The organism is Ruegeria sp. CDSB013 (assembly GCF_059611165.1).
On the sequence record NZ_JBXWPA010000016.1, the window covers coordinates 34,710 to 53,421 of the forward strand.

General features: G+C 56.2%; 18 protein-coding genes and 1 tRNA gene. 7 read left to right on the plus strand and 12 right to left on the minus strand.

From position 1 onward, the window contains the following. Nucleotides 1-18: 18 nt before the first annotated feature. Complete coding sequence (cls, locus tag AC2FJF_RS21520) at nucleotides 19-1,431, plus strand: cardiolipin synthase (protein WP_496727118.1); 1,413 nt, start codon at nucleotides 19-21, stop codon at nucleotides 1,429-1,431. Here cls and AC2FJF_RS21525 read toward each other — a convergent pair. Continuing rightward, entirely contained in the window at nucleotides 1,428-1,862 is a 435-nt protein-coding gene (locus AC2FJF_RS21525) for an ion channel (protein ID WP_109311846.1), read from the minus strand. The two genes, cls and AC2FJF_RS21525, sit on opposite strands and share 4 nt — an antisense overlap. Before the next feature lie 170 nt (nucleotides 1,863-2,032). On the opposite strand from AC2FJF_RS21525, the gene AC2FJF_RS21530 reads away from it, so the two are divergent. The 3 genes from AC2FJF_RS21530 to AC2FJF_RS21540 are packed head-to-tail and all read left to right on the plus strand — an operon-like array spanning nucleotide 2,033 to nucleotide 6,121. Continuing rightward, entirely contained in the window at nucleotides 2,033-2,680 is a 648-nt protein-coding gene (locus AC2FJF_RS21530) for an ABC transporter ATP-binding protein (RefSeq protein ID WP_496727119.1), read from the plus strand. Further along, nucleotides 2,677-5,091, plus strand: coding sequence for an ABC transporter permease (locus tag AC2FJF_RS21535; RefSeq protein ID WP_496727120.1), 2,415 nt, complete (start codon nucleotides 2,677-2,679; stop codon nucleotides 5,089-5,091). Before AC2FJF_RS21530 ends, AC2FJF_RS21535 begins: the two co-directional genes overlap by 4 nt. Beyond that, entirely contained in the window at nucleotides 5,081-6,121 is a 1,041-nt protein-coding gene (locus tag AC2FJF_RS21540; RefSeq protein WP_496727121.1) for a lipocalin-like domain-containing protein, read from the plus strand. The genes AC2FJF_RS21535 and AC2FJF_RS21540 overlap by 11 nt, the downstream gene beginning before the upstream one ends. Before the next feature lie 14 nt (nucleotides 6,122-6,135). Here the strand turns inward: AC2FJF_RS21540 and AC2FJF_RS21545 are convergent, their stop codons facing one another. From AC2FJF_RS21545 to AC2FJF_RS21555, 3 genes are all read right to left on the minus strand, one after another. Continuing rightward, the gene (locus tag AC2FJF_RS21545; RefSeq protein ID WP_058271716.1) at nucleotides 6,136-6,567 is read right to left on the minus strand and encodes a universal stress protein; all 432 of its coding nucleotides are present in this window, start codon (nucleotides 6,565-6,567) and stop codon (nucleotides 6,136-6,138) included. Beyond that, complete coding sequence (locus AC2FJF_RS21550) at nucleotides 6,564-9,173, minus strand: TRAP transporter permease (RefSeq protein WP_496727122.1); 2,610 nt, start codon at nucleotides 9,171-9,173, stop codon at nucleotides 6,564-6,566. Before AC2FJF_RS21550 ends, AC2FJF_RS21545 begins: the two co-directional genes overlap by 4 nt. Nucleotides 9,174-9,274: 101 nt before the next feature. Next, nucleotides 9,275-10,243 (minus strand): TAXI family TRAP transporter solute-binding subunit, encoded by a 969-nt coding sequence (locus AC2FJF_RS21555; RefSeq protein WP_058271718.1) that lies wholly within the window; start codon nucleotides 10,241-10,243, stop codon nucleotides 9,275-9,277. A gap of 413 nt (nucleotides 10,244-10,656) precedes the next feature. On the opposite strand from AC2FJF_RS21555, the gene AC2FJF_RS21560 reads away from it, so the two are divergent. Continuing rightward, a complete protein-coding gene (locus AC2FJF_RS21560; protein WP_496727123.1) occupies nucleotides 10,657-12,126 on the plus strand; it encodes a BCCT family transporter in 1,470 nt (489 codons plus the stop codon). 335 nt (nucleotides 12,127-12,461) lie between these two features. Here the strand turns inward: AC2FJF_RS21560 and AC2FJF_RS21565 are convergent. Then, nucleotides 12,462-12,551: transfer RNA gene (locus AC2FJF_RS21565), tRNA-OTHER, on the minus strand. Nucleotides 12,552-13,076: 525 nt separating this feature from the next. On the opposite strand from AC2FJF_RS21565, the gene AC2FJF_RS21570 reads away from it, so the two are divergent. After that, nucleotides 13,077-13,484, plus strand: coding sequence for a DUF4145 domain-containing protein (locus AC2FJF_RS21570; protein WP_496727124.1), 408 nt, complete (start codon nucleotides 13,077-13,079; stop codon nucleotides 13,482-13,484). A 177-nt stretch (nucleotides 13,485-13,661) separates the two neighbouring features. Here AC2FJF_RS21570 and AC2FJF_RS21575 read toward each other — a convergent pair whose 3' ends face one another. The 7 genes from AC2FJF_RS21575 to AC2FJF_RS21605 form a co-directional block, all read right to left on the minus strand. Next, the gene (locus AC2FJF_RS21575; protein ID WP_496727125.1) at nucleotides 13,662-14,330 is read right to left on the minus strand and encodes a VPLPA-CTERM sorting domain-containing protein; all 669 of its coding nucleotides are present in this window, start codon (nucleotides 14,328-14,330) and stop codon (nucleotides 13,662-13,664) included. Nucleotides 14,331-14,535: 205 nt separating this feature from the next. Continuing rightward, nucleotides 14,536-14,796, minus strand: coding sequence for a hypothetical protein (locus AC2FJF_RS21580; RefSeq protein ID WP_496727126.1), 261 nt, complete (start codon nucleotides 14,794-14,796; stop codon nucleotides 14,536-14,538). Between the two features lie 8 nt (nucleotides 14,797-14,804). Beyond that, on the minus strand, nucleotides 14,805-15,164 hold the full coding sequence (locus AC2FJF_RS21585) for a thermonuclease family protein (protein ID WP_496727127.1): 360 nt from the start codon (nucleotides 15,162-15,164) through the stop codon (nucleotides 14,805-14,807). 65 nt (nucleotides 15,165-15,229) lie between these two features. Then, nucleotides 15,230-16,237, minus strand: coding sequence for a phage late control D family protein (locus tag AC2FJF_RS21590; protein ID WP_496727128.1), 1,008 nt, complete (start codon nucleotides 16,235-16,237; stop codon nucleotides 15,230-15,232). Further along, on the minus strand, nucleotides 16,228-16,452 hold the full coding sequence (locus tag AC2FJF_RS21595) for a tail protein X (RefSeq protein WP_496727129.1): 225 nt from the start codon (nucleotides 16,450-16,452) through the stop codon (nucleotides 16,228-16,230). Before AC2FJF_RS21595 ends, AC2FJF_RS21590 begins: the two co-directional genes overlap by 10 nt. Further along, the gene (locus AC2FJF_RS21600; RefSeq protein WP_496727130.1) at nucleotides 16,409-16,555 is read right to left on the minus strand and encodes a phage tail protein; all 147 of its coding nucleotides are present in this window, start codon (nucleotides 16,553-16,555) and stop codon (nucleotides 16,409-16,411) included. The genes AC2FJF_RS21595 and AC2FJF_RS21600 overlap by 44 nt, the downstream gene beginning before the upstream one ends. 1 nt (nucleotide 16,556) lies before the next feature. After that, a complete protein-coding gene (locus AC2FJF_RS21605; RefSeq protein WP_496727131.1) occupies nucleotides 16,557-17,270 on the minus strand; it encodes a glycoside hydrolase family 108 protein in 714 nt (237 codons plus the stop codon). 182 nt (nucleotides 17,271-17,452) lie between these two features. On the opposite strand from AC2FJF_RS21605, the gene AC2FJF_RS21610 reads away from it, so the two are divergent. Then, complete coding sequence (locus AC2FJF_RS21610) at nucleotides 17,453-18,661, plus strand: hypothetical protein (RefSeq protein ID WP_496727132.1); 1,209 nt, start codon at nucleotides 17,453-17,455, stop codon at nucleotides 18,659-18,661. Nucleotides 18,662-18,712 lie beyond the last annotated feature (51 nt).

An 18,712-nucleotide genomic window follows, 5' to 3' on the forward strand; every position in this document is an offset into this window, starting at 1 on the left:
ACGGAGCCCGATAACCCTATGTGGACACTGCTTGTTTCCGCCTTCGTCTTTGCGCTTTACACAACAGCAGTATTCTTTTCTGTGCGCGCGGCCCAAACCGCGCGGACACCTCAGGGCGCTGTCGGTTGGGTGGTCTTTCTGATCTCGGCCCCGATGTTTGGCGTGCCGCTTTACCTGTTTTTGGGACACCATAGATTTCGGGGCTACCGTATCGCGCGCAAGGAGAGCCAGCGCGTGGTTCAGGGGATCAAGACCTTCGCCGACTACTCAACGCCCGATGCCGACAAATTGCTTATCAATCCCAAACCGTTCGAGGCGCTGGCGCATATGCCCGTGTCGCGCGGCAACGGGGCAGAGCTGCTGATCGATGGGCAGGCCACCTTTGATGCGATTTTTGAGGCCATCGATGCGGCCAAGACTTACGTTCTGATCCAGTTCTACATCGTACGCGCCGATGCCTTGGGTCAAAAACTGAAAGACAAGCTGATCGAAGCAGCCAAACGTGGTGTCAGCGTCCGGTTCATGATGGATGCCGTGGGCAGTTACGCCCTGTCCAATGACTACATCGAAGAGATGCGCGAGGCCGGTATCGCGGTTTCGGATCCAAATGAACAACGCGGACCAAAATTTCGTTTCCAATTGAACTACCGCAACCACCGCAAAACCGTTGTTATCGATGGCGAAACCGGATTCATCGGTGGTCACAACATCGGGGTCGAGTATCTGGGCCAGGACCCGCATTTCGGACATTGGCGCGACACCCATGTCAGGTTAACCGGCCACATAGTCCGGCAATTGCAGTTGATCTTCATCGAAGACTGGCATTGGGCGCATGAAGAAGATTTGATCGACCAGTTGGATTGGGCCGGGTCCGAGGCGGATCAGGATATCAACGCATTGCTGGTCGCAACAGGCCCGGGCGATGAAACCGAAACCGGGTCAATGATGTTCTTCGCCGCGATCACCGAGGCGCAGAACCGGATCTGGATCGCATCGCCGTATTTCGTACCCGACATCGATATCATGACCGCCCTGAAACACGCAGCTTTGCGCGGTGTCGATGTTCGTATTCTTGTGCCCGATGCCATTGATCACCGCCTGCCGTGGCTGGCGGCTTTCGCCTATTTTGATGAAGTTCGCGCCTGTGGTGCACAAGTCCTGCGCTATACGGACGGGTTCATGCATCAAAAGGTCTTCGTTGTGGATGACTCACTGGCCGCAGTGGGCACGACCAACCTGGACAATCGATCATTTCGATTGAATTTCGAGGCAATGGCCCTGTTCTTTGATCCCCAGACAACAGCCGCAGTCGATGCGATGCTGCAAGACGATTTTGCCAATAGCTATGAGCTGACGCGCTATCTGGAACAGCAACCAGTGTACATACGCCTCGGCGCTCCGCTGGCGCGACTGTTCGCGCCGATCCTTTAGGCCATGAACCTTTCCTGAAACACCCGGGTCATAAGGGCGACCATGTAGGCCGTCGACAACCCAAAGGCCAACAGGCCTGTAACTGCAGCAAAAGTACCGAAAATCCGCAGATCTTCGCCCAAGACGATGTCGCCGTAGCCAAGTGTTGTGAATGAGACCAGCGAAAAATACAGCGCCGTATTCCAGTCGGGCAATACATCGCCGAAAACCCAGACGATGGCCCAAATCCAGACCTGAATGGTGTGGGTCGCGACGATAAAGGCCAGCGCGGTTGCAATTGGACCGGCCGTTGCCAAAATGGCGCCTCTGGCTTCCCAACGCTCGATCAGCCTGTTGATGGCCAGCGTGCACATGGTCAGAAGAAAGATTTCGACCAGAAAGCAAAGCCCGAGAAACGTGCTGCCCCAAAGGATCTGCTGTGACAAGGTCATGTTATCGCATCCTGAATTGTACCGACGACGGATCGCCTCACAATGACCTGCACTTCCGGCTGAGACAACCCGATCACCCATGTTCATAGTGCGGCGAAAGGAACCTATGGCGCGTCAACACTGGACAGTCGGCGAAACTGTTGCAAATCCTTGTAAAAATGAGGGCGAACATGCTTGTGATATTTGACAAGGTTCAGAAATCCTATCCCGGTGGTCGGCCGGTCCTGCGCGACGTGTCCCTATCGCTGGATCGCGGCCAAACACTGGCCCTAACCGGCGAAAGCGGCAGCGGTAAAAGCACCCTCCTGAACCTCGCTGCCGCATTGGACACTGTGGACAGCGGGGAAATCACACTGGACGGCGTAGCCCTGTCGCAACTGGATGATCCAGGCCGGGCCGCCCTGCGCCGCACGTCCTTGTCGCTGGTGTTTCAGCAATTCAACCTGATCCCATCTTTGACAGCAGGTCAAAACCTGTCGTTTCATGCCCGCTTGGCCGGGTGCCACGACCCCGATTGGTGCGAGCATCTGGCCGAACGGATGGGCCTTTCCGATCTGCTTGATCGATATCCCGAGAACCTGTCGGGCGGACAACAACAGCGCGTTGCCATCGGTCGTGCCATAGCCGCCCGGCCCAAATTGCTACTGGCGGATGAACCTACGGGAAACCTGGACGAAACCGCCAGCGCCACCGTTCTTGACCTCATGTTGGCTCTTGTTGCGGATACCGGGGCCGCGCTGCTTTTGGTCACCCACTCGCACGAGATTGCGGCCCGTTTGGATCGGCGTGTGCATCTGTCTGGCGGGCTTATCGCATGACGCTGACCGTCATTCAGGCGCTGGCATCTCATTGGCGGGCACACCGGCTGCAACTGGCGACCCTGCTGATCGGCCTGGCCCTTGCAACCGGTCTTTGGTCTGCGGTGCAGGCCATCAATGCCGAGGCTCGTGCCAGCTATGACCGGGCCGCAGATCAACTGGCGCTAGGTCGGTTTGACGAATTGCACAACCCCTCCGGCCCGATCCCCCTGTCGCGTTACGTCGAGCTGAGGCGCGCGGGCTGGCAGGTTGCAGCGGTACTGGAAGGCCCATTTCGCGTTCAGGGTCAGACCTTACGGGTCCTTGGCGTTGATATGGTGGCCTATCCCGCCCTGCCCGCTGTCACACAGATGGAACAAAGCGGCACGCCACCCAACCCTGCCGATATGTTGACTGCGCCGGGGCGATTGCTGACGGCTCCGGTTTTGGAGCCGCTATTGGCCGGCCAGACCGGTTTGCCTCCGATCCTGATCAGCGATGCCTTACCGCCCGATCTGATCCTGACCGACATTGGTGTGGCCGAGTCGTTACTGAAGAAGCCGGGAGAGATTTCGCACCTGATCATTTTACCGGATCAGCCCGGTTCAATTCCACCGCTGTCGACTATTGCCCCCGAACTGGAGCGGGTCCCGGCACAGGAACAACTGGATACCGCACAACTGACCGACAGTTTTCACTTGAACCTGTCCGCCTTTGGCCTGCTGTCCTTTGCGGTGGGTCTGTTCATCGTGCACGGAACCGTGGGCCTGGCCTTTGCCCAGCGGCGCGGCATGATCCGGACCCTGCGCGCTTTGGGCGTTTCGATGCGGCGGCTGGTTTGGCTGATCATGGCTGAGCTTTCCGTGCTGGCGATTGCCGGCGGAATACTCGGTTTGGTGTTGGGCTTTTTCCTCGCAGGCGCGCTGTTGCCGGATGTGGCTGCAAGTTTGCGCGGACTTTACGGCGCACCTGTCAGCGGCCAGATCTCATTGCAACCACAATGGGCACTGTCCGGGTTGGCGATGGCCTTGGGTGGCACGTTTTTGGCCAGCGGACACGCCTTGTATCGCCTGTCACGAATGCCGATCCTAAGCGGCGCAGGCTTACAGGCCTGGCGCAGCGCGGCTTCGGGCAGCTGGGTCGTCGCCCTTGCCGGTGTCGCCGCTATTGTCGGGGGCATTCTAGCCCTGTTGTTGTTCGGGGGGTTGGTGGCCGGTTTCGTCATGGTCGCCGGGTTGCTGGTCGGCTCTGCCTTGGTACTGCCCTATGCCTTGTCGCGCGTCCTGATCCTGTTTCAGCGTTCAGCGAAGGGGCCGATCGCCCAATGGGTCTGGGCGGACATGCGCGCCCAACTGCCGGGCCTGTCCCTGGCGCTGATGGCCTTGTTGCTGGCGCTTGCCGCGAATATCGGCGTGGGCACGATGGTTTCCAGCTTTCGGCTGACCTTTACCGGCTGGCTGGACCAGCGCCTGACATCAGCGCTCTACGTCACCGCTGCCACTGATCAGCAGGGTCAGGACATCGCTGAATGGCTGGCCCCACAGGTGGATGCCATCCTGCCGATCCGAAGCGTTGAATTGGCACATTCGTCGGGGCCTCTGTTTCTCTATGGTATCATCGACGATCAGACTTATCGTGAGAAATGGCCGCTTATCAGCTCCTCGGAACGTGTTTGGGACAGGGTCCATGACGGAACCGCCGTGCTGATCAACGAACAGCTGGCCCGCCGGGAAAACCTGTGGCCCGGAGATACTCTGGCGATCACATCCGCTGACACGTTGACCATCGCAGGTGTCTATTCGGACTATGGCAATCCAACCGGTCAGGCCATCGTTTCCATGGCCCAACTTGACCGTATCGCGCCCGGTGCTGAGGCGCGCCGGTTTGGTATTCGTGTCGCGCCAGATCGGGCCACAGATCTGGCCCAAGCGTTACGCAACCAATTCGACCTGCCCCGCCGAGCAGTCGTCCAGCAAGCCGCAATGAAGGCGCAATCCATGCAGGTGTTCGAAAAGACATTCGTTGTGACCTCGGCCTTGAACATCCTGACGCTGGGGGTTGCAGGGTTCGCCATTCTGACCAGCCTGCTGACGTTGTGGACGCAGCGCTTGCCCCAGATTGCGCCCATCTGGGCCCTTGGGTTGACGCGTGCGGAACTGGCCCGGCTTGAACTTTTGCGCAGCGTTCTGCTGGCCGCTTTGACCGCCTTGCTGGCTCTTCCGCTGGGGTTGGCTTTAGCCTGGGCCTTGCTGACGATCATCAATGTCGAAGCGTTTGGCTGGAGGCTGCCGATTTACCTGTTCCCTGTCGACTGGGTCTATCTGTTGGGTCTGACCCTGCTTGCGGCGACCGTTGCCGCGGCCCTGCCTGCCGCCCGTGTGGTGCGCCTGCCGCCTGCGGATCTACTGAAGGTGTTTGCCAATGAACGTTAGGATCTGGCTTATAGTCTTGCTGCTGGCCGTGCCCGGCATTGCCCGCTCGCAGGGATACGCAGGCCTGGGCGGTTCTGCCGAGGGGTTCACTGTGCCCCAGCCGGGGTATCCGTTTCAATTCCCGCAGGATCATGGCCCCCACCCGGACTACCGGATCGAGTGGTGGTATCTGACGGCAAACCTCAAAGGTGAGGATGGGCGTGATTATGGTATCCAGTGGACGCTATTTCGGTCGGCACTGAAACCGCATGAGGTCGAGGGGTGGCAAAGCCCGCAGATATGGATGGGCCATGCTGCGGTGACCACGCCCGACAAACACTATTTCGCGGAGCGTCTGTCGCGCGGCGGCATCGGTCAGGCAGGGGTTACGGCAGCGCCATTCGAGGCGTGGATCGACGAATGGCACATGCGCGGGTCAGACCCAAACGCGGTCAGCCTGTCTGCGAACGGTGCGGATTTCGGCTATGACTTAAAACTCGAAGCCAACGGGCCGCTCGTGTTTCACGGCCGGAATGGGTTTTCGGTGAAATCCGGCGACGGGCAAGCCAGCTACTACTATTCCCAGCCGTTTTACGAGGTCCAAGGCGTCTTGCGCATGCCGGGTGGAGATGTCGCCGTCACCGGACAAGGGTGGCTGGACCGCGAATGGTCATCACAACCTTTGGCCGCAGATCAAAGCGGCTGGGACTGGTTCTCGCTCAGCTTTGACGATGGCGACAAGATGATGGCTTTTCGGCTACGCGGCGACCGAGGTGATTTCACCGCGGCCACGTGGATCGCCGCCGATGGTACGACGACCGCGATCCCCGATGGTTCGGTCGCGTTCGAGCCGCTGACGACCGCGCCCGTTGCTGGCCGCGACGTACCTGTCAGATGGCGCGTCACATTGCCTGACCGGGATCTGGACGTCGAGGTATCAGCGCTGACACCCGACGCGTGGATGGCCACCCGGTTTGAATACTGGGAGGGTCCCGTCCAGATCAGCGGCAGCCATTCCGGACGGGGATATCTTGAGATGACAGGGTACTGATCCGCCTAGTTTTCTTAGCGCACCACGTAGACAGAGACGTCTGAATGCCGCACGACCCGTGCAGCATTCGGGCCAAGCAGATAGTCTTTCAAGTCTGGTTTGTGCGCGCCAATCACGATGAGATCGCTACCAGCACTGTCCGCAGTTTTTAGGATTTCCTGATAGGCAGTACCCGTCGCGACCACGTGGCGGATCTTTTCATTCCGATCCGCCCCAAGTGTGGACACACACATCTCGGCCAGTTTGGTATGTGCCTCTTCCAGCGCCTTGTCGTGAAAATCACTTTCGAAAAAGCCAGACACCCAGCTTTCCCCGAAATCCGGCAGAACGGTTACCACATCCAGTTGCGCACCTTCCTGATCGGCCAGCTTCGCAGCTTTCTTCAGAACATGCGTATCAAGATCGCCATTGCTGATATCGACGGCGCAGAGAACAGCGTTTGTCATGCGGTCACCTCTTGTCTTGCGGCGCGGCCGCGCTGAAGGAAAGCGATCAGTCCCAGCAAGAGCATTGCCGGAATGTAGATCAACTGTTTCGGTGGCTGGCTGGCTGGCAAGCTGACCGAGGTCAGACGGACGGCCTCATCTCCGTAGTAATCGAAGATATCCAGATCATCCGCGACCGGAGTTCCGAACAGCGGCTCTTCCAGTTTGACCAGCCCGTCTTCCTCAAGCAGCAGCAGGCCCATCGCGTCGACACGCGCTTGGCCTCCTTCTTCGCTGCCAACGGGAACAACAACCGTGGTGTCCGTCATCTCAAGCGTGTCAAAGTCCGGCCCGCTGATGACCATACGCACCTCGGTACCCGGAGGCGTTTCGCCGATGGTTTCCACAAATGCAGCAGGCTCGACCGAGGTAAACGGTGGCGCGATGCGGTTCATGAAGAAGTCAGGCCTGAACAGCGCGAACGCCACCAGGATCAGCGCGACGCTTTCATAGATCCGGCTGCGGGTCAGGAAATACCCCATTGTCCCAGCCGTGAAGACGAGGATGGCGATTGTCGCAAATATCGCCACGGTTATGCCTTCGACCCACGTCACATCGATCAGCAGCAGGTCCGTGTTGAAGATGAACACAAACGGCAAGGCCACGGTGCGCAGGCTGTAAAAGAACGCAATGAACCCGGTTTTGATTGCGTCACCACCGGATACTGCAGCGGCCGCAAAGCTCGCCAATCCAACCGGCGGGGTCACGTCAGCCATGATCCCAAAGTAAAAGACGAACAGGTGCACCGCAATAAGTGGCACAATAAGTCCGCTTTGCGCACCCAGTTCAACAACCACGCCAGCCATCAACGAACTGACGACGATGTAGTTCGCGGTTGTTGGCAAGCCCATGCCCAGGATCAGGCTCAGCAGTCCGACCATAATCAGCATCAGGATCAGGTTGCCGCCAGACAGGAACTCAACCAGGTCAGCCATCACTTGCCCCACACCAGTCAAGGTCACGGTGCCCACGATGACGCCTGCAGTTGCCGTTGCCAGCGCGATACCAATCATGTTCCGCGCGCCGTCGATCATGCCCTGCCAAAGGTCAGCGACACCATCAATGAACGTGTTGTAGACGTTGCTTTGCCCGCGGAATATCGCCTTGAGCGGCTTCTGCGTTAGTAGGATCACGAAGAGAAGCGTCGTGGCCCAGAAAGCCGACAGACCCGGTGACTTCTGCTCGATCATCAAGAAGTAGACCAGCACGATAATCGGCAACAGGTAGTGCAGCCCAGCTTTGTAGATGTCGGCAATGACCGGCAAGGTCACTTCTTTGGCGTTTGGATCGTCCGGCTCAAGATCCGGCACCTGAGCGGCCAGATACAGCAGTGCCACATAGATGGCACAGATGATCAGGCTAAGGACCAGCCCAGCCGATGACGGCACCCAGTTTGTCACCGCTTCGACCGGGAATTGAGAACCGTAGCACAGCCCGGCAAAGACCAGGAAGAAGGACAACATACCGACAACTGTGCGCGCCAGCTTTACGTCGCGGTCGCCCAGCGTGGGCATGTTCCGCTTCACGGCCTCAAGGTGCACGATATAAACAAGCGCGATGTATGAAATCGCGGCAGGCAGGAAGGCGTGGGTGATCACCTCGACATATGAGATGCCCACATATTCGACCATCAGGAAGGCTGCAGCGCCCATCACCGGCGGCATGATCTGTCCGTTCACGGATGAGGCAACCTCGACCGATCCGGCCTGCTCGCTGCTGAACCCAACGCGTTTCATCAGCGGTATGGTGAATGTACCGGTTGTCACAACGTTGGCGATGGACGAACCCGAGATCAGGCCGGTCGCGGCCGAACCCACGACGGCCGCCTTGGCAGGGCCACCACGCAGGTGCCCCAAGGCACCGAAAGCCATCTTGATAAAGTAGTTCCCTGCCCCGGCCTTATCCAGCAACGCGCCGAACAGAACGAACAGGAAGACGAATTTGGTCGAAACCCCAAGCGCGATACCAAACACGCCCTCGGACGTGATCCACATATGGCTCATGGCCTTTTTCAGGCTTGCGCCTTTCCAGCGAATAACCTCGGGAACCCAATCAGAGGATCCGAAAAACACATATACCAGAAAGATCGTCGCAATGATCGCCATTGCGGGGCCAAGCGCACGACGCGCGGCCTCGAACAACAACAGCAGACCAACCAGGGCGACCCATTTGTCGGTGTCATCCGCAAGACCGCCTGCATCGACGATCTTGTTGTAAAAGAAATAACCATACAGCGCGACAAACGCACCCAGCAATCCCATGATCCAATCCTGAATTGGGATATAGTCACGTGGGCTGGATTTCAGCGCCGGATAGGCAGCAAAGGCCAGAAACATGGCAAAGGCCAGGTGAAACTGCCGCGCGTTGTTCACTACGCTGCCTGGCAGAACATAGTTCGCCAGAGGCGAGGCCAGGATGACCTGAAAGATCGACCAGATCGCGGCCACAACGGCCAGGAAAACCCCGACATTACCGACCGGATTACGTCCGCCCGCATCGGATGAGGCTACAAGATCCTGTAGCTCTTCTTCGGATAGCGGACGATTGGATTGTGTGTCGGAACTCATGAATTGTCTCCCCGTCGCGGCCATTTTGGCCTTCTGAACCACCCGATTTGTTCGGGTTTTGGTTGCAGGGCGCCCGTTGGGCACCCTGCTTTAGGTCTGGCTTACTGAACCCAGCCTTTTTCTTTGTAGTACTTCTCAGCACCCGGATGCAGCGGAGCCGACAGGCCATCTGCAATCATTTCTTCAGGCTTGAGGTTGGCAAATGCAGGGTGCAGCTTTTTGAAGTCGTCGAAGTTTTCGAAGACCGAGCTGACAACCGCATAAACCGCATCATCCGACACGTCTGCCGAGGTCACAAAGGTCGCGCCCACACCAAAGGTCGAGGTGTCACCATCCGAACCACGGTACATGCCACCGGGGATGGTTGCAGTACGGTAGAACGAGTTGTCGTCAACCAGCTTGCTGACGGCGTCGCCGCTGACATTCACCAGAACCGAGTCACAGGCCGTGGTCGCTTCCTGGATCGAACCCGACGGGTGACCAACGGTGTAAACCATCGCGTCGATCTGGTTGTCGCACAGAGCTGCGGACTGTTCAGCCGCTTTCAGCTCGGTCGCCAGTTCGAAATCGTCGGTGGTCCAACCCATTTCGCCCAGCAGGACTTCCATGGTGCCGCGCTGACCGGAACCGGGGTTACCGATGTTGACGCGCTTGCCTTTCAGGTCTTCGAAGTTGGTGATGCCGGAATCGGCACGTGCCACAACGGTGAACGGTTCGGGGTGAACCGAGAAGACGGCGCGCAGGTTTTCAAAGGGGCCAGCCTCTTCGAATTTCGAGCTGCCGTTATACGCGTGGTACTGCCAGTCGGACTGAGCGACACCAAACTCCAGCTCGCCTTCGCGAATGGTGTTGATGTTGTAGACCGAACCACCGGTCGACTCGACCGAGCAACGCACGCCGTGCTCTTTGCGGCCCTTGTTCACCAGACGGCAAATCGCACCACCGGTCGGATAGTAAACGCCGGTCACGCCGCCGGTACCAATGGTGATAAACTCTTCTGCATAAGCGGCCGGAGCCATAAGAGCAGCGGTAACGACCGCGCCCAGGCTAAGCTTGCTGCTGTTTTTCATTTTTGAGAACTCCCAACTCTTTTTGTGGATGAGAGACAGTTCAGCGGCCCCCATCCAGGGACCTCGCCGGTACGGCAAGCGAACCCGTCTTGCAACGGGTCAAGCATCTGAAATTTAAAAGTCTCCCAACACCTTTGACGTTTCATTCAGACACTCCGCTTGTCAACCCCTGCGCGGGGTATGAAGGCCCCGATCCGCAGATGTGAGGAGATTTCCGAAAGTTTCCCCCTTTAGCGGGGCGGTTTTGCACAGATCGGCATCACTGGACCGGATCATGAACAACCGTGGCAGCTAAATATCCAAAAACACTTTGAAAGTTTGGAATCCCCAACCTAGGCTTGGCCTAACGACCCGATGTTTCATAAATTTACGCGGAAGGGTTCTGGACAGTGGACGGCAAATCACCCAGTCCGATGCTTGTGATCGCCCTAGCCCTCAGTGCGGCCATCGCAATCTGGGGCATTGCTGACCCGCAAGGCTTGGGCCGCATTGCTGCATCGGCGGTTGCGACGCAATTCAACAGCCGCGGCTGGTTCATCATGCTTGAGGTCAGCGGGCTTTTGTTTGTGGTCCTCTTTCTGGCCTTGTCACAATTCGGAGATATCCGCCTTGGCCCTGACGCAGCCGAACCAGAGTTTTCAACGACCGCATGGATCGCAATGCTATTTGCTGCCGGGATGGGGGTCGGGCTGCTGTTTTATGGGGCGGCCGAGCCCCTTACCCATTACGAAGTGCTGCGCCAGTACAATAGCGATGCCGAAGCGGCCAGCTATGCAATGTTCGTGACCTACTTGAATTGGGGATTCCACGCCTGGGCGATTTACGGAATCGTCGGATTGGTCATCGCCTATTTCGCCTATCGCCGAAATCGCACTTTGTTGCTGAGCGCCCCAGTCACCGACGCACTTGGCGAAGCAGGATGGACAAAAGCGCTGGGGTGGATTTTCGATCTACTCTCGATCGTCGCAATTGCCGTCGGTTTGGCGGGCTCGATGGCGATGGGGGTATTTCAGATCCAGACCGGACTGGCAGGCCTGTTGGGTATAGAAACCTCAGGCGTGCTGACCCTGCCCGTTTTTGCCGCGCTGTGTATTGCGTTCATCATACCGTTGCGTCGCGATCTGGGCGACGGAATGGCCCTGCTGTCCAACGCGGCAATGCTGATCGCCGTCGGGATGATGGTCTATCTTCTGGTGCTCGGCCCAACCTCTTATCTGATGGACGGCATTGTTTCCGGGTTCGGACGGTACCTGTTCGGTGTCCTGCCTGCAGGGTTCTCGACCGCGGAATTCTTCGACGACCAGTTGGTCGACTGGTTCCACGGCTGGACGCTGAACTATATGATCTGGTGGCTGGCTTGGTCACCCTTCGTGGGCATTTTCATCGCCCGGATTTCCCGCGGACGCACGATCCGAGAGTTTCTGATCGGAGTCGTCGTCACCCCTACACTTTTCTCTATCCTGTGGTTCGGCGTTTTTGGCGGCTTGGGTTTTTTCGATGCTTTGCGTCAGGACGGAGCCTTATCAGCCGTCAACGCAGAGAACCTCGACGCAACAACATTTGCGTTGCTTGAGCGCTTCCCGCTGGACGGCATCACAAGAATAGCAACAATCCTGGCCGCGTTCCTGTTCGTGGTCACCAGCGTCGTCAGCGCCGGGTTCACCCTTGCGATGATAGGGACCGGAGGCGACGACAACCCCTCTCCCCGAATTCGTACGATTTGGGGCATTATCCTTGGCGCGTTAGGGATGGCGATGATTCTGGTGGGCGATATCTCTCTGGTTCGGTCCATCATAGCGCTGTCAGCCATCGCTTTCGTGTTTATCGTGCCCGTTCTTGTTGTCTGCCTCTTCAAACGTCTGGCGCAAGAGGATCGATCATGAGTGGCCAATTGATCGACACCGCACTGAACCTAAGCGTTTTCGCCTATATCGGGTTTCTGGCGTGGCTGATCCTGCGACGCAGTAAGTGAGCGCAGAAACTGGGAACAGATTCGCCCCGAACAACCCTAGTCTGTTCGCTTTTTCCTTAGTTTGCTAGAAAACTTGCCCGATGAAACTGCGCGCACAATCCGGAACTCAGATTGTCGCCAAGCTTTCCAACGACCGTCTAAACCCCGACATTTTCGATACACCGGCCAAAAGTGGCAACATGAGCATTCGAAACGTAAGAAAAGAAAAAACAGAGAGCAGGTTCCCCTAACCCTCTGTTTTTACTTTGGTACCCAAGGCCGGACTCGAACCGGCACGGTATCACTACCGGGGGATTTTGAATTCTAACGACTTTGTTTAATTTCAACAACTTGGCCGTTTCCACTCACAGAAACATAGCGAAAACATAAGGTGAAACTGTGAGTAAGTCAGTTAGCCCTCTTGACCAAGACTTCTAATTCAAGCTCTCGTTGCCGACGAGCATATCTATTGATTCAAAAATAGGAAAAAAATATGAAGTACGTGGGGCCAACAACAAGTGAAACAGCATTTAACTGCCCTCACTGCGGGGTGCTGACCACCCAAAATTGGCACTCATTGTTTGCACAAAAAAACCCGGATAATCACCCCACTCCGATGGTCATAACAGCGGACAACGAAGGGGATTTTTCATTTACCAAAATCGAAGACTCTGAGCTGCGTGCGACGCTCCAAAAATGGGCACAAAACATGAAGTCCGGACTTCCTTTCTTTGAACTTGCCAAAGAAGCGGAATACCTTCGTAAAAATTTGCATAACATGAATGTTTCCGATTGCTACAATTGCAAAAAAATAGCGGTTTGGGTTCACAATCGTATGGTTTATCCGAAGGCAGGTGAAGCCCCCCCCCCGCGAACCCGGACTTGTCCGACGAAATCCGTGTTGACTATGATGAAGCGAGTTCGATTTTGGAACTTTCGCCTCGTGGCGCGGCTGCTTTGATTCGACTAGCAATACAAAAGCTGTGCGTTGAGTTGGGCAAGCCGGGCAAAAACATCAATTCTGACATTGGAGCGTTGGTCCGTGATGGCCTCGATGCTAGAATTCAAAAAGCTCTTGATTCTGTTCGCGTAATCGGAAACGAGGCCGTCCACCCGGGAAAGATCGACCTCCGGGATGATCGGGCTACCGCTGAAAGTCTTTTCAAGTTGCTCAACATTATTGCAGATAAGATGATCTCCGAGCCGAAGCACGTAGATGAAATTTATGCGAACTTGCCACAAGGGGCTCTAAAACAAATCGAGCAACGCGACAAAATAACTGACACCTGAACGTTGTCTCAGGCCTCTGCTTTCGGAGGGCAGCGCTAAACGCTTTGTTCGCCCCCAAACCCCTGTTTGTTCTGGCCTCAACTGAGTTTCGGTAGACAACCAAATAAGCAGTAGCGTGGTACGGGGCTTTGGACATCCACCGCTGCCGACGAATCCAGAAGGCGGCACGACGCTAGATTAGCCGTGCTTCTTGGGGCGTACGAGAGCCATTCCCAATATCCCTACAAGCAGGAGCCAGCCAGTTGCGGGGAGCGGGACGGGAGCTATAGAAGTCTCGACGGTCAGGGTGGGTAGCGGCGAATTGTTTGCGAAAGTCGCACCAAACTGGAAGAAATCGTATTCCCCGGGTAAGTCCTCGTTTGTGCGTCTAAGGAGGAACCCGACGTTTGACCATCCACTGATCAAACTGGAAGTCAGGAAGCTCGTAACATCAAGATCCAGGGTCGCTTCATTTGAGTATGTGAAGTTGGAAATTAAAGTTGAGCTTGCCGGGTTCCAATCCGTAACCGAAAGAAATCCATTCGCTTCGTACCCAACCAACTCGAAATTGACAGGTCCGCTGTAACTCGATCGAAGCAGTGACAAGTTGAAAAACGCTGATGCGACTGGCCCAGAAATACCGGAAATGTCGAACTCAGCTACTCCTCGGTTTTCAAACTGCCCGGAATTGTGGTTCGACACCTCAAAAATAGAAGGGTTAGCGCTATCCGGAGATCCATCGCGGTCAAAGTCTTGCACGGTGCCAAAGGCTTCGTTGAGAAGTAGAGTGGCTGAAAAACCAGCCACAGGCGATAACAGCATGGTGGTCAAAATGCCAAAACCAATCGATTTCATAATATAATTCACGTCGAGCACCCCCTATGCGCAATGAATTACAAACTATCAAGTAATGGGGATTGTAGCACAGAATACCTTATGGCGCATTTTTATTCTGGTTTGTCTATTGAGACTTACTTCTGATTGTCGGCCCCAGCCTAAACCGCGCGCAATGGCCCGCGTCGAAGAACCTTCATCGAAGCAGGCATTCGAAAGTCAACAATAAGGAGCCTCCTCATTTGTCCCGTGCCAGTAAAGTTTTAATGTCGTTGCGGATCTCTGACAGATAATTGTTCGTCTGGTTCTCATGTCGCGACATTCGGGCGTGAACCGCTTCGATGTCCTTCGCGGGGTCCGACTTGATGGTCTTAAAGTTCTCTTCGAACTGGCGGTTGCGCCATCTGGTCAATGTCTGACCGACCTCAACGCGAATAACAAATCCCAGCAGCAAGACGGCCATCGGCCAAAGCAGTTTGATCCATTCTACTATTGTCATGCTCGCCCTCAGTATTCGCGCGCGACTGCGTGGCCCGACTTGACCAGCAACTCGTTTATGTTGGTGCCGTCATCCAGCACGATGTTGCAGAGATAGCGGCCATATTTGCCCTTAGTGTCTTTGATGGTTTGGACCGTGAACCACTTCCCGGGCTCGATCAGGTCCCGCAAGAAGTCGCGCGCAGCGATCCCGGCCGGGCGTTCGTCGCCTCGCATTTCCGGCGCGTCAATCCCGAACAAACGGCACGACCCTAACTCACTGGTCAGGCCGAACCCAAGGTCGACAGTTAAGCGAACGGTGTCCGCATCATAAATAGGGTGTCTGGTCGGATGCTCGGGTAGCCGGGCGCGGTAGGTGTAAAGAGACATGGCTATCCCTGTTGCTTGTCCGGCCACCCTGCCCGACGCGCTTCCGCGTTTCCTCTGGCGGTTCCCTACTTTGGGCGCTCGGCCCGCACCGCCGTTGTATAGCCAGCCTCGGAAACGGAATGTGACACGGACGCCACCAGCCATTCGCCCAACGCTGCCGAGCTAAGGCCGACCGGCACGACCTTGCCCTCGGCAACAATCGAGGGGTTGCCTGGCATTTCGAACTCTAAGGTTTCTTTTGCCAGGCTCGCGCGCCGCGCCTCGGATTCCGCGATCGCCCGGGCCTCGGCCTCTGATGCGAACCTCTGGCGCAGTCGTCGCTCTGGCTCCTTGTCACCGATTTTCACCTCTATGTCCTGTTTGAGTTTAAGATCCCGGTAAGTCGCGATAACCGTTCCTGCGACCTCGCCCAGTCCGCGCCGCATGGTCCAACTGGAAATATCACTTTCCAACAGCGTCACGGTCGGCGTTGCACCGCCAGAGGCTTTCGTTGCGCCACCGCGCCGCCCAACGAACAGAACCCCGCTGGCAGGCTTTGCCACGAGGTCATGCGCCAATGCGACCCGGGTCAGAACCGACAGATCGCTTTCGTCAAGTTGGTCGATATGCCCTAAGACGATGGACTTGACGGCGTCTGTGAGGCCCGGTTTCAGGTTGTTTTCGCTGGCAATGGTGTCGACCAAGGCTTGCAGCGTCATCCCAGCGGCCCAAGAGCGCGTTTTCTGCTGGTGTATAGGTGCCAGACCGCCCTTGGTCTCCCCCTGCGCCTTTGCGCGTCCTACGATCGAGATATTGCGCGGCGGGCTGGATTCCTCGACTTCATCGGCCACAAACAAGCCCATAGACTTGAATTTGCCCAAGTAGCCCATGGCAATCTCGATCTCTGCCCCGGGCTCGGGCATTACGAGCCGGGACGCTGGCGATACATTTGCGAATGACACCTCGGCCGCGTCCGACACGAACCCGGCCACATCGGTAACGCGCACCGCTGACAGCTGGGAGAACGCCAGATTCGACAGTGGCACGCCGTCGACGACAACGCGCACCAATGGGCGAAAATCGGTCAACCCCATAGTTGCTCTGTCTCTTGCGGTGTTTCGGATGGTAGATCCGGCAGTCGCATCCGAACCCCAGCGTTGAGAACAGCGCCACGTGCAGCAAGTCCCGGGTTCGCTTTTAGTACAGTTTCGACCTTTTCGACGTCCTCGCCGCCATAGTGGGCGCTGACGATCTGATCGAGAACGTCACCGTCGCGCGAGACGTAGAATTGATCTGGGGCCACCGTCATAACGAGCCATCCTCATTGTGAAATCTTGCCGTTGCGGAATACCCTGCGCCACAAACACCGCTTGGCCCTCTGTGACGCCCTCGATCACCCAAAGCCCCAGCACGTCACCGATGCCGGAAACCAGCGGGTAGGATCAGGGTGCAGACGGTCAGAACGCCGATGATGGACCAAAGCGCCCATACAGGCAGATCCACCAGCAGCGCACCGCCACCGCCTACAGGGGCCGCACGTGCACCTTTGGCCTGCTTGGCGCGGGCCTTTTGGGCGTTGTCCGCTTCGAGCTTCACGCGCTCGGGTGATTGCGTGGCCATGGCGACGGCCTCGGCCTCTGTATCCGCCACACGACGCGCCCAACCACGGCCGAACGTTGACCACGTCCGAAGCTTGCGCAGAAAACCCATGCGCGCGGCACAGGCTTTCTGGATCACAGGAACAACGTCACGCGCGTTGATGGCCGCGCCGAGCGTTGCACGCCCGATGACGCCGTCAGCCTTGACACCTAAACCGGACTGCAACCACTTCGCGCCGCGCGACGGCCCCGAATTGACGGCCCCGTCTAATGCCACCAGATCCAGCCCTTGGGGCAGCTCATCGCCCTTAACCTTATTCCAGTAGCGCAACCGATAGATTTGCCCCGTCTGTTTCTTGGTCAAAGCCTTCACCTCGGCTTTAGTGACCGGCCGATCGAGAAATGCCGAAAGCGTCTTGTGTGTGATTCCGTGGTTTGTCGCGCCGCCCGGGTCTTTCGGGTGGTCGACGTAACCGCCTTCCCATTTCAGCACATGTGCTAGACACGCATCGTAGTTTTTTCTGCTCATAGATCACGCTTTTGCATTGGACGTGTTCCACGGTTGCGCAGAAAGAACTTGATTACCTCTGGCGAGTTCCCCCCTCAGCTGCCAGAGGGGGATCGAACCAATTTCAGCTTGGGATTTGAGAAATTTCCCCTTTGAGAATAAGTTTTTGGACAGATGTAGTGGTTTTTTTAGTTGGATGTTTCATGACCATAGAGAGAGTTTCCCTACCAACGCTTGAAGAGAAAATTTTTGAAAACAATGTGTTAATGTACGATAGATCCGTCTTAGTTCTGGACTTCGATGGCACGCTCGCAAGCGCTAAAGATCACATAATTTACGAAGCTGACTTTGATGAAAGGCATGAACGCGCGAGGTTGGACCGCTTATCTCGGGTGTTGGGGATTTCCTATAGTGGCACGGGGCGGAATGACGACGAGCACAAGCGAGAAGGAAGATATCTTAGGCACGTTTGCCATCAAACAGCGCTATATCGGCTTGGCGATGAGATAGAAACCGGCCCACTGTTTGATATAGCGAAGCGAATACAATCCCGCTGTTCAGATTGGTACATTCTCACTTCGCGCTCTTCTCCGGCGGCTGTTCGTCGACTGTATGAGTTTCTAGACAAGCACCAGCTACGCCCTAATCAGATTTTTAGTGTCGGTAGGGTTTCTAAGCTCACTCAAATTGAGCACATACTTCAGCTTTACCCGGGACGTACCGTGTTTTTTGTGGACGATCTGAAAGAGGAGTTTGCAAAAATGGATGGCAAAGTGAGTGAGCCAGCGAGATTGGCCTTTTGCCTTGCCCCACAAGAACAGCAAACCTCGTCCGAAGATATGAGCAGATCCGTTGAAGAATTTTACTCGAGAATGGAGTGTCTAGGTAGCGACTTGAGCATTGAACCGAAGTTTGACGAAGTCGCTTTGTCCCATGCGACAACAATGTATGTTTACCATGCACAACAACGGCTCCACGGATTCAGGTTTTTTATTTTAGCAATGGGATTGGCCCTAGCCGCTTTCGGAACAGCCTATCATCAGGATGCGTTCTATTTCTCTGCGGCCGTTGCTGGCGTCGCCCTATTAATCTGCGTTCTGTTCGGCAGATTGGATCGAAGAAATGAACAGTTAGTTTTATGCGACGAGGCACTGCTAAAAGTTCAACAAAGATGCATGGCAGCAAGAATAAGACACCACAGCGCGGAAATAGTTTTGGCCAGTGATAAAATGGCGGAATACCGCGAAGGAAAAGGTTTTTCAGCTACTTATGGAAAATTGCTACCGAATGCGTTCGCACTGTCCGGCGCATTGTGGATCGGAGCCTTTCTAGTTGCCTTGAGAGGTTCACCCTCAACTTCCGTGGAGACTGGCCCGGGTTTGATCGGTTCATTGCTTACAATCGGACAGTAGAATTTTACGAACCCTATAGAGATATTCTGAGAAAGAGGGCGCTGTATGTCA

Bases quoted from the DNA above. Each gene is read 5' to 3' on its own strand.
- AC2FJF_RS21545 (WP_058271716.1), bottom strand. From the start codon at position 6,567: ATGACAAACGCTGTTCTCTGCGCCGTCGATATCAGCAATGGCGATCTT.
- AC2FJF_RS21585 (WP_496727127.1), bottom strand. From the start codon at position 15,164: ATGTCTCTTTACACCTACCGCGCCCGGCTACCCGAGCATCCGACCAGA.
- cls (WP_496727118.1), top strand. From the start codon at position 19: ATGTGGACACTGCTTGTTTCCGCCTTCGTCTTTGCGCTTTACACAACA.
- AC2FJF_RS21605 (WP_496727131.1), bottom strand. From the start codon at position 17,270: ATGAGCAGAAAAAACTACGATGCGTGTCTAGCACATGTGCTGAAATGG.
- AC2FJF_RS21590 (WP_496727128.1), bottom strand. From the start codon at position 16,237: ATGGGGTTGACCGATTTTCGCCCATTGGTGCGCGTTGTCGTCGACGGC.
- AC2FJF_RS21610 (WP_496727132.1), top strand. From the start codon at position 17,453: ATGACCATAGAGAGAGTTTCCCTACCAACGCTTGAAGAGAAAATTTTT.
- AC2FJF_RS21580 (WP_496727126.1), bottom strand. From the start codon at position 14,796: ATGACAATAGTAGAATGGATCAAACTGCTTTGGCCGATGGCCGTCTTG.
- AC2FJF_RS21525 (WP_109311846.1), bottom strand. From the start codon at position 1,862: ATGACCTTGTCACAGCAGATCCTTTGGGGCAGCACGTTTCTCGGGCTT.
- AC2FJF_RS21555 (WP_058271718.1), bottom strand. From the start codon at position 10,243: ATGAAAAACAGCAGCAAGCTTAGCCTGGGCGCGGTCGTTACCGCTGCT.
- AC2FJF_RS21560 (WP_496727123.1), top strand. From the start codon at position 10,657: ATGCTTGTGATCGCCCTAGCCCTCAGTGCGGCCATCGCAATCTGGGGC.
- AC2FJF_RS21535 (WP_496727120.1), top strand. From the start codon at position 2,677: ATGACGCTGACCGTCATTCAGGCGCTGGCATCTCATTGGCGGGCACAC.
- AC2FJF_RS21550 (WP_496727122.1), bottom strand. From the start codon at position 9,173: ATGAGTTCCGACACACAATCCAATCGTCCGCTATCCGAAGAAGAGCTA.
- AC2FJF_RS21595 (WP_496727129.1), bottom strand. From the start codon at position 16,452: ATGACGGTGGCCCCAGATCAATTCTACGTCTCGCGCGACGGTGACGTT.
- AC2FJF_RS21540 (WP_496727121.1), top strand. From the start codon at position 5,081: ATGAACGTTAGGATCTGGCTTATAGTCTTGCTGCTGGCCGTGCCCGGC.
- AC2FJF_RS21530 (WP_496727119.1), top strand. From the start codon at position 2,033: ATGCTTGTGATATTTGACAAGGTTCAGAAATCCTATCCCGGTGGTCGG.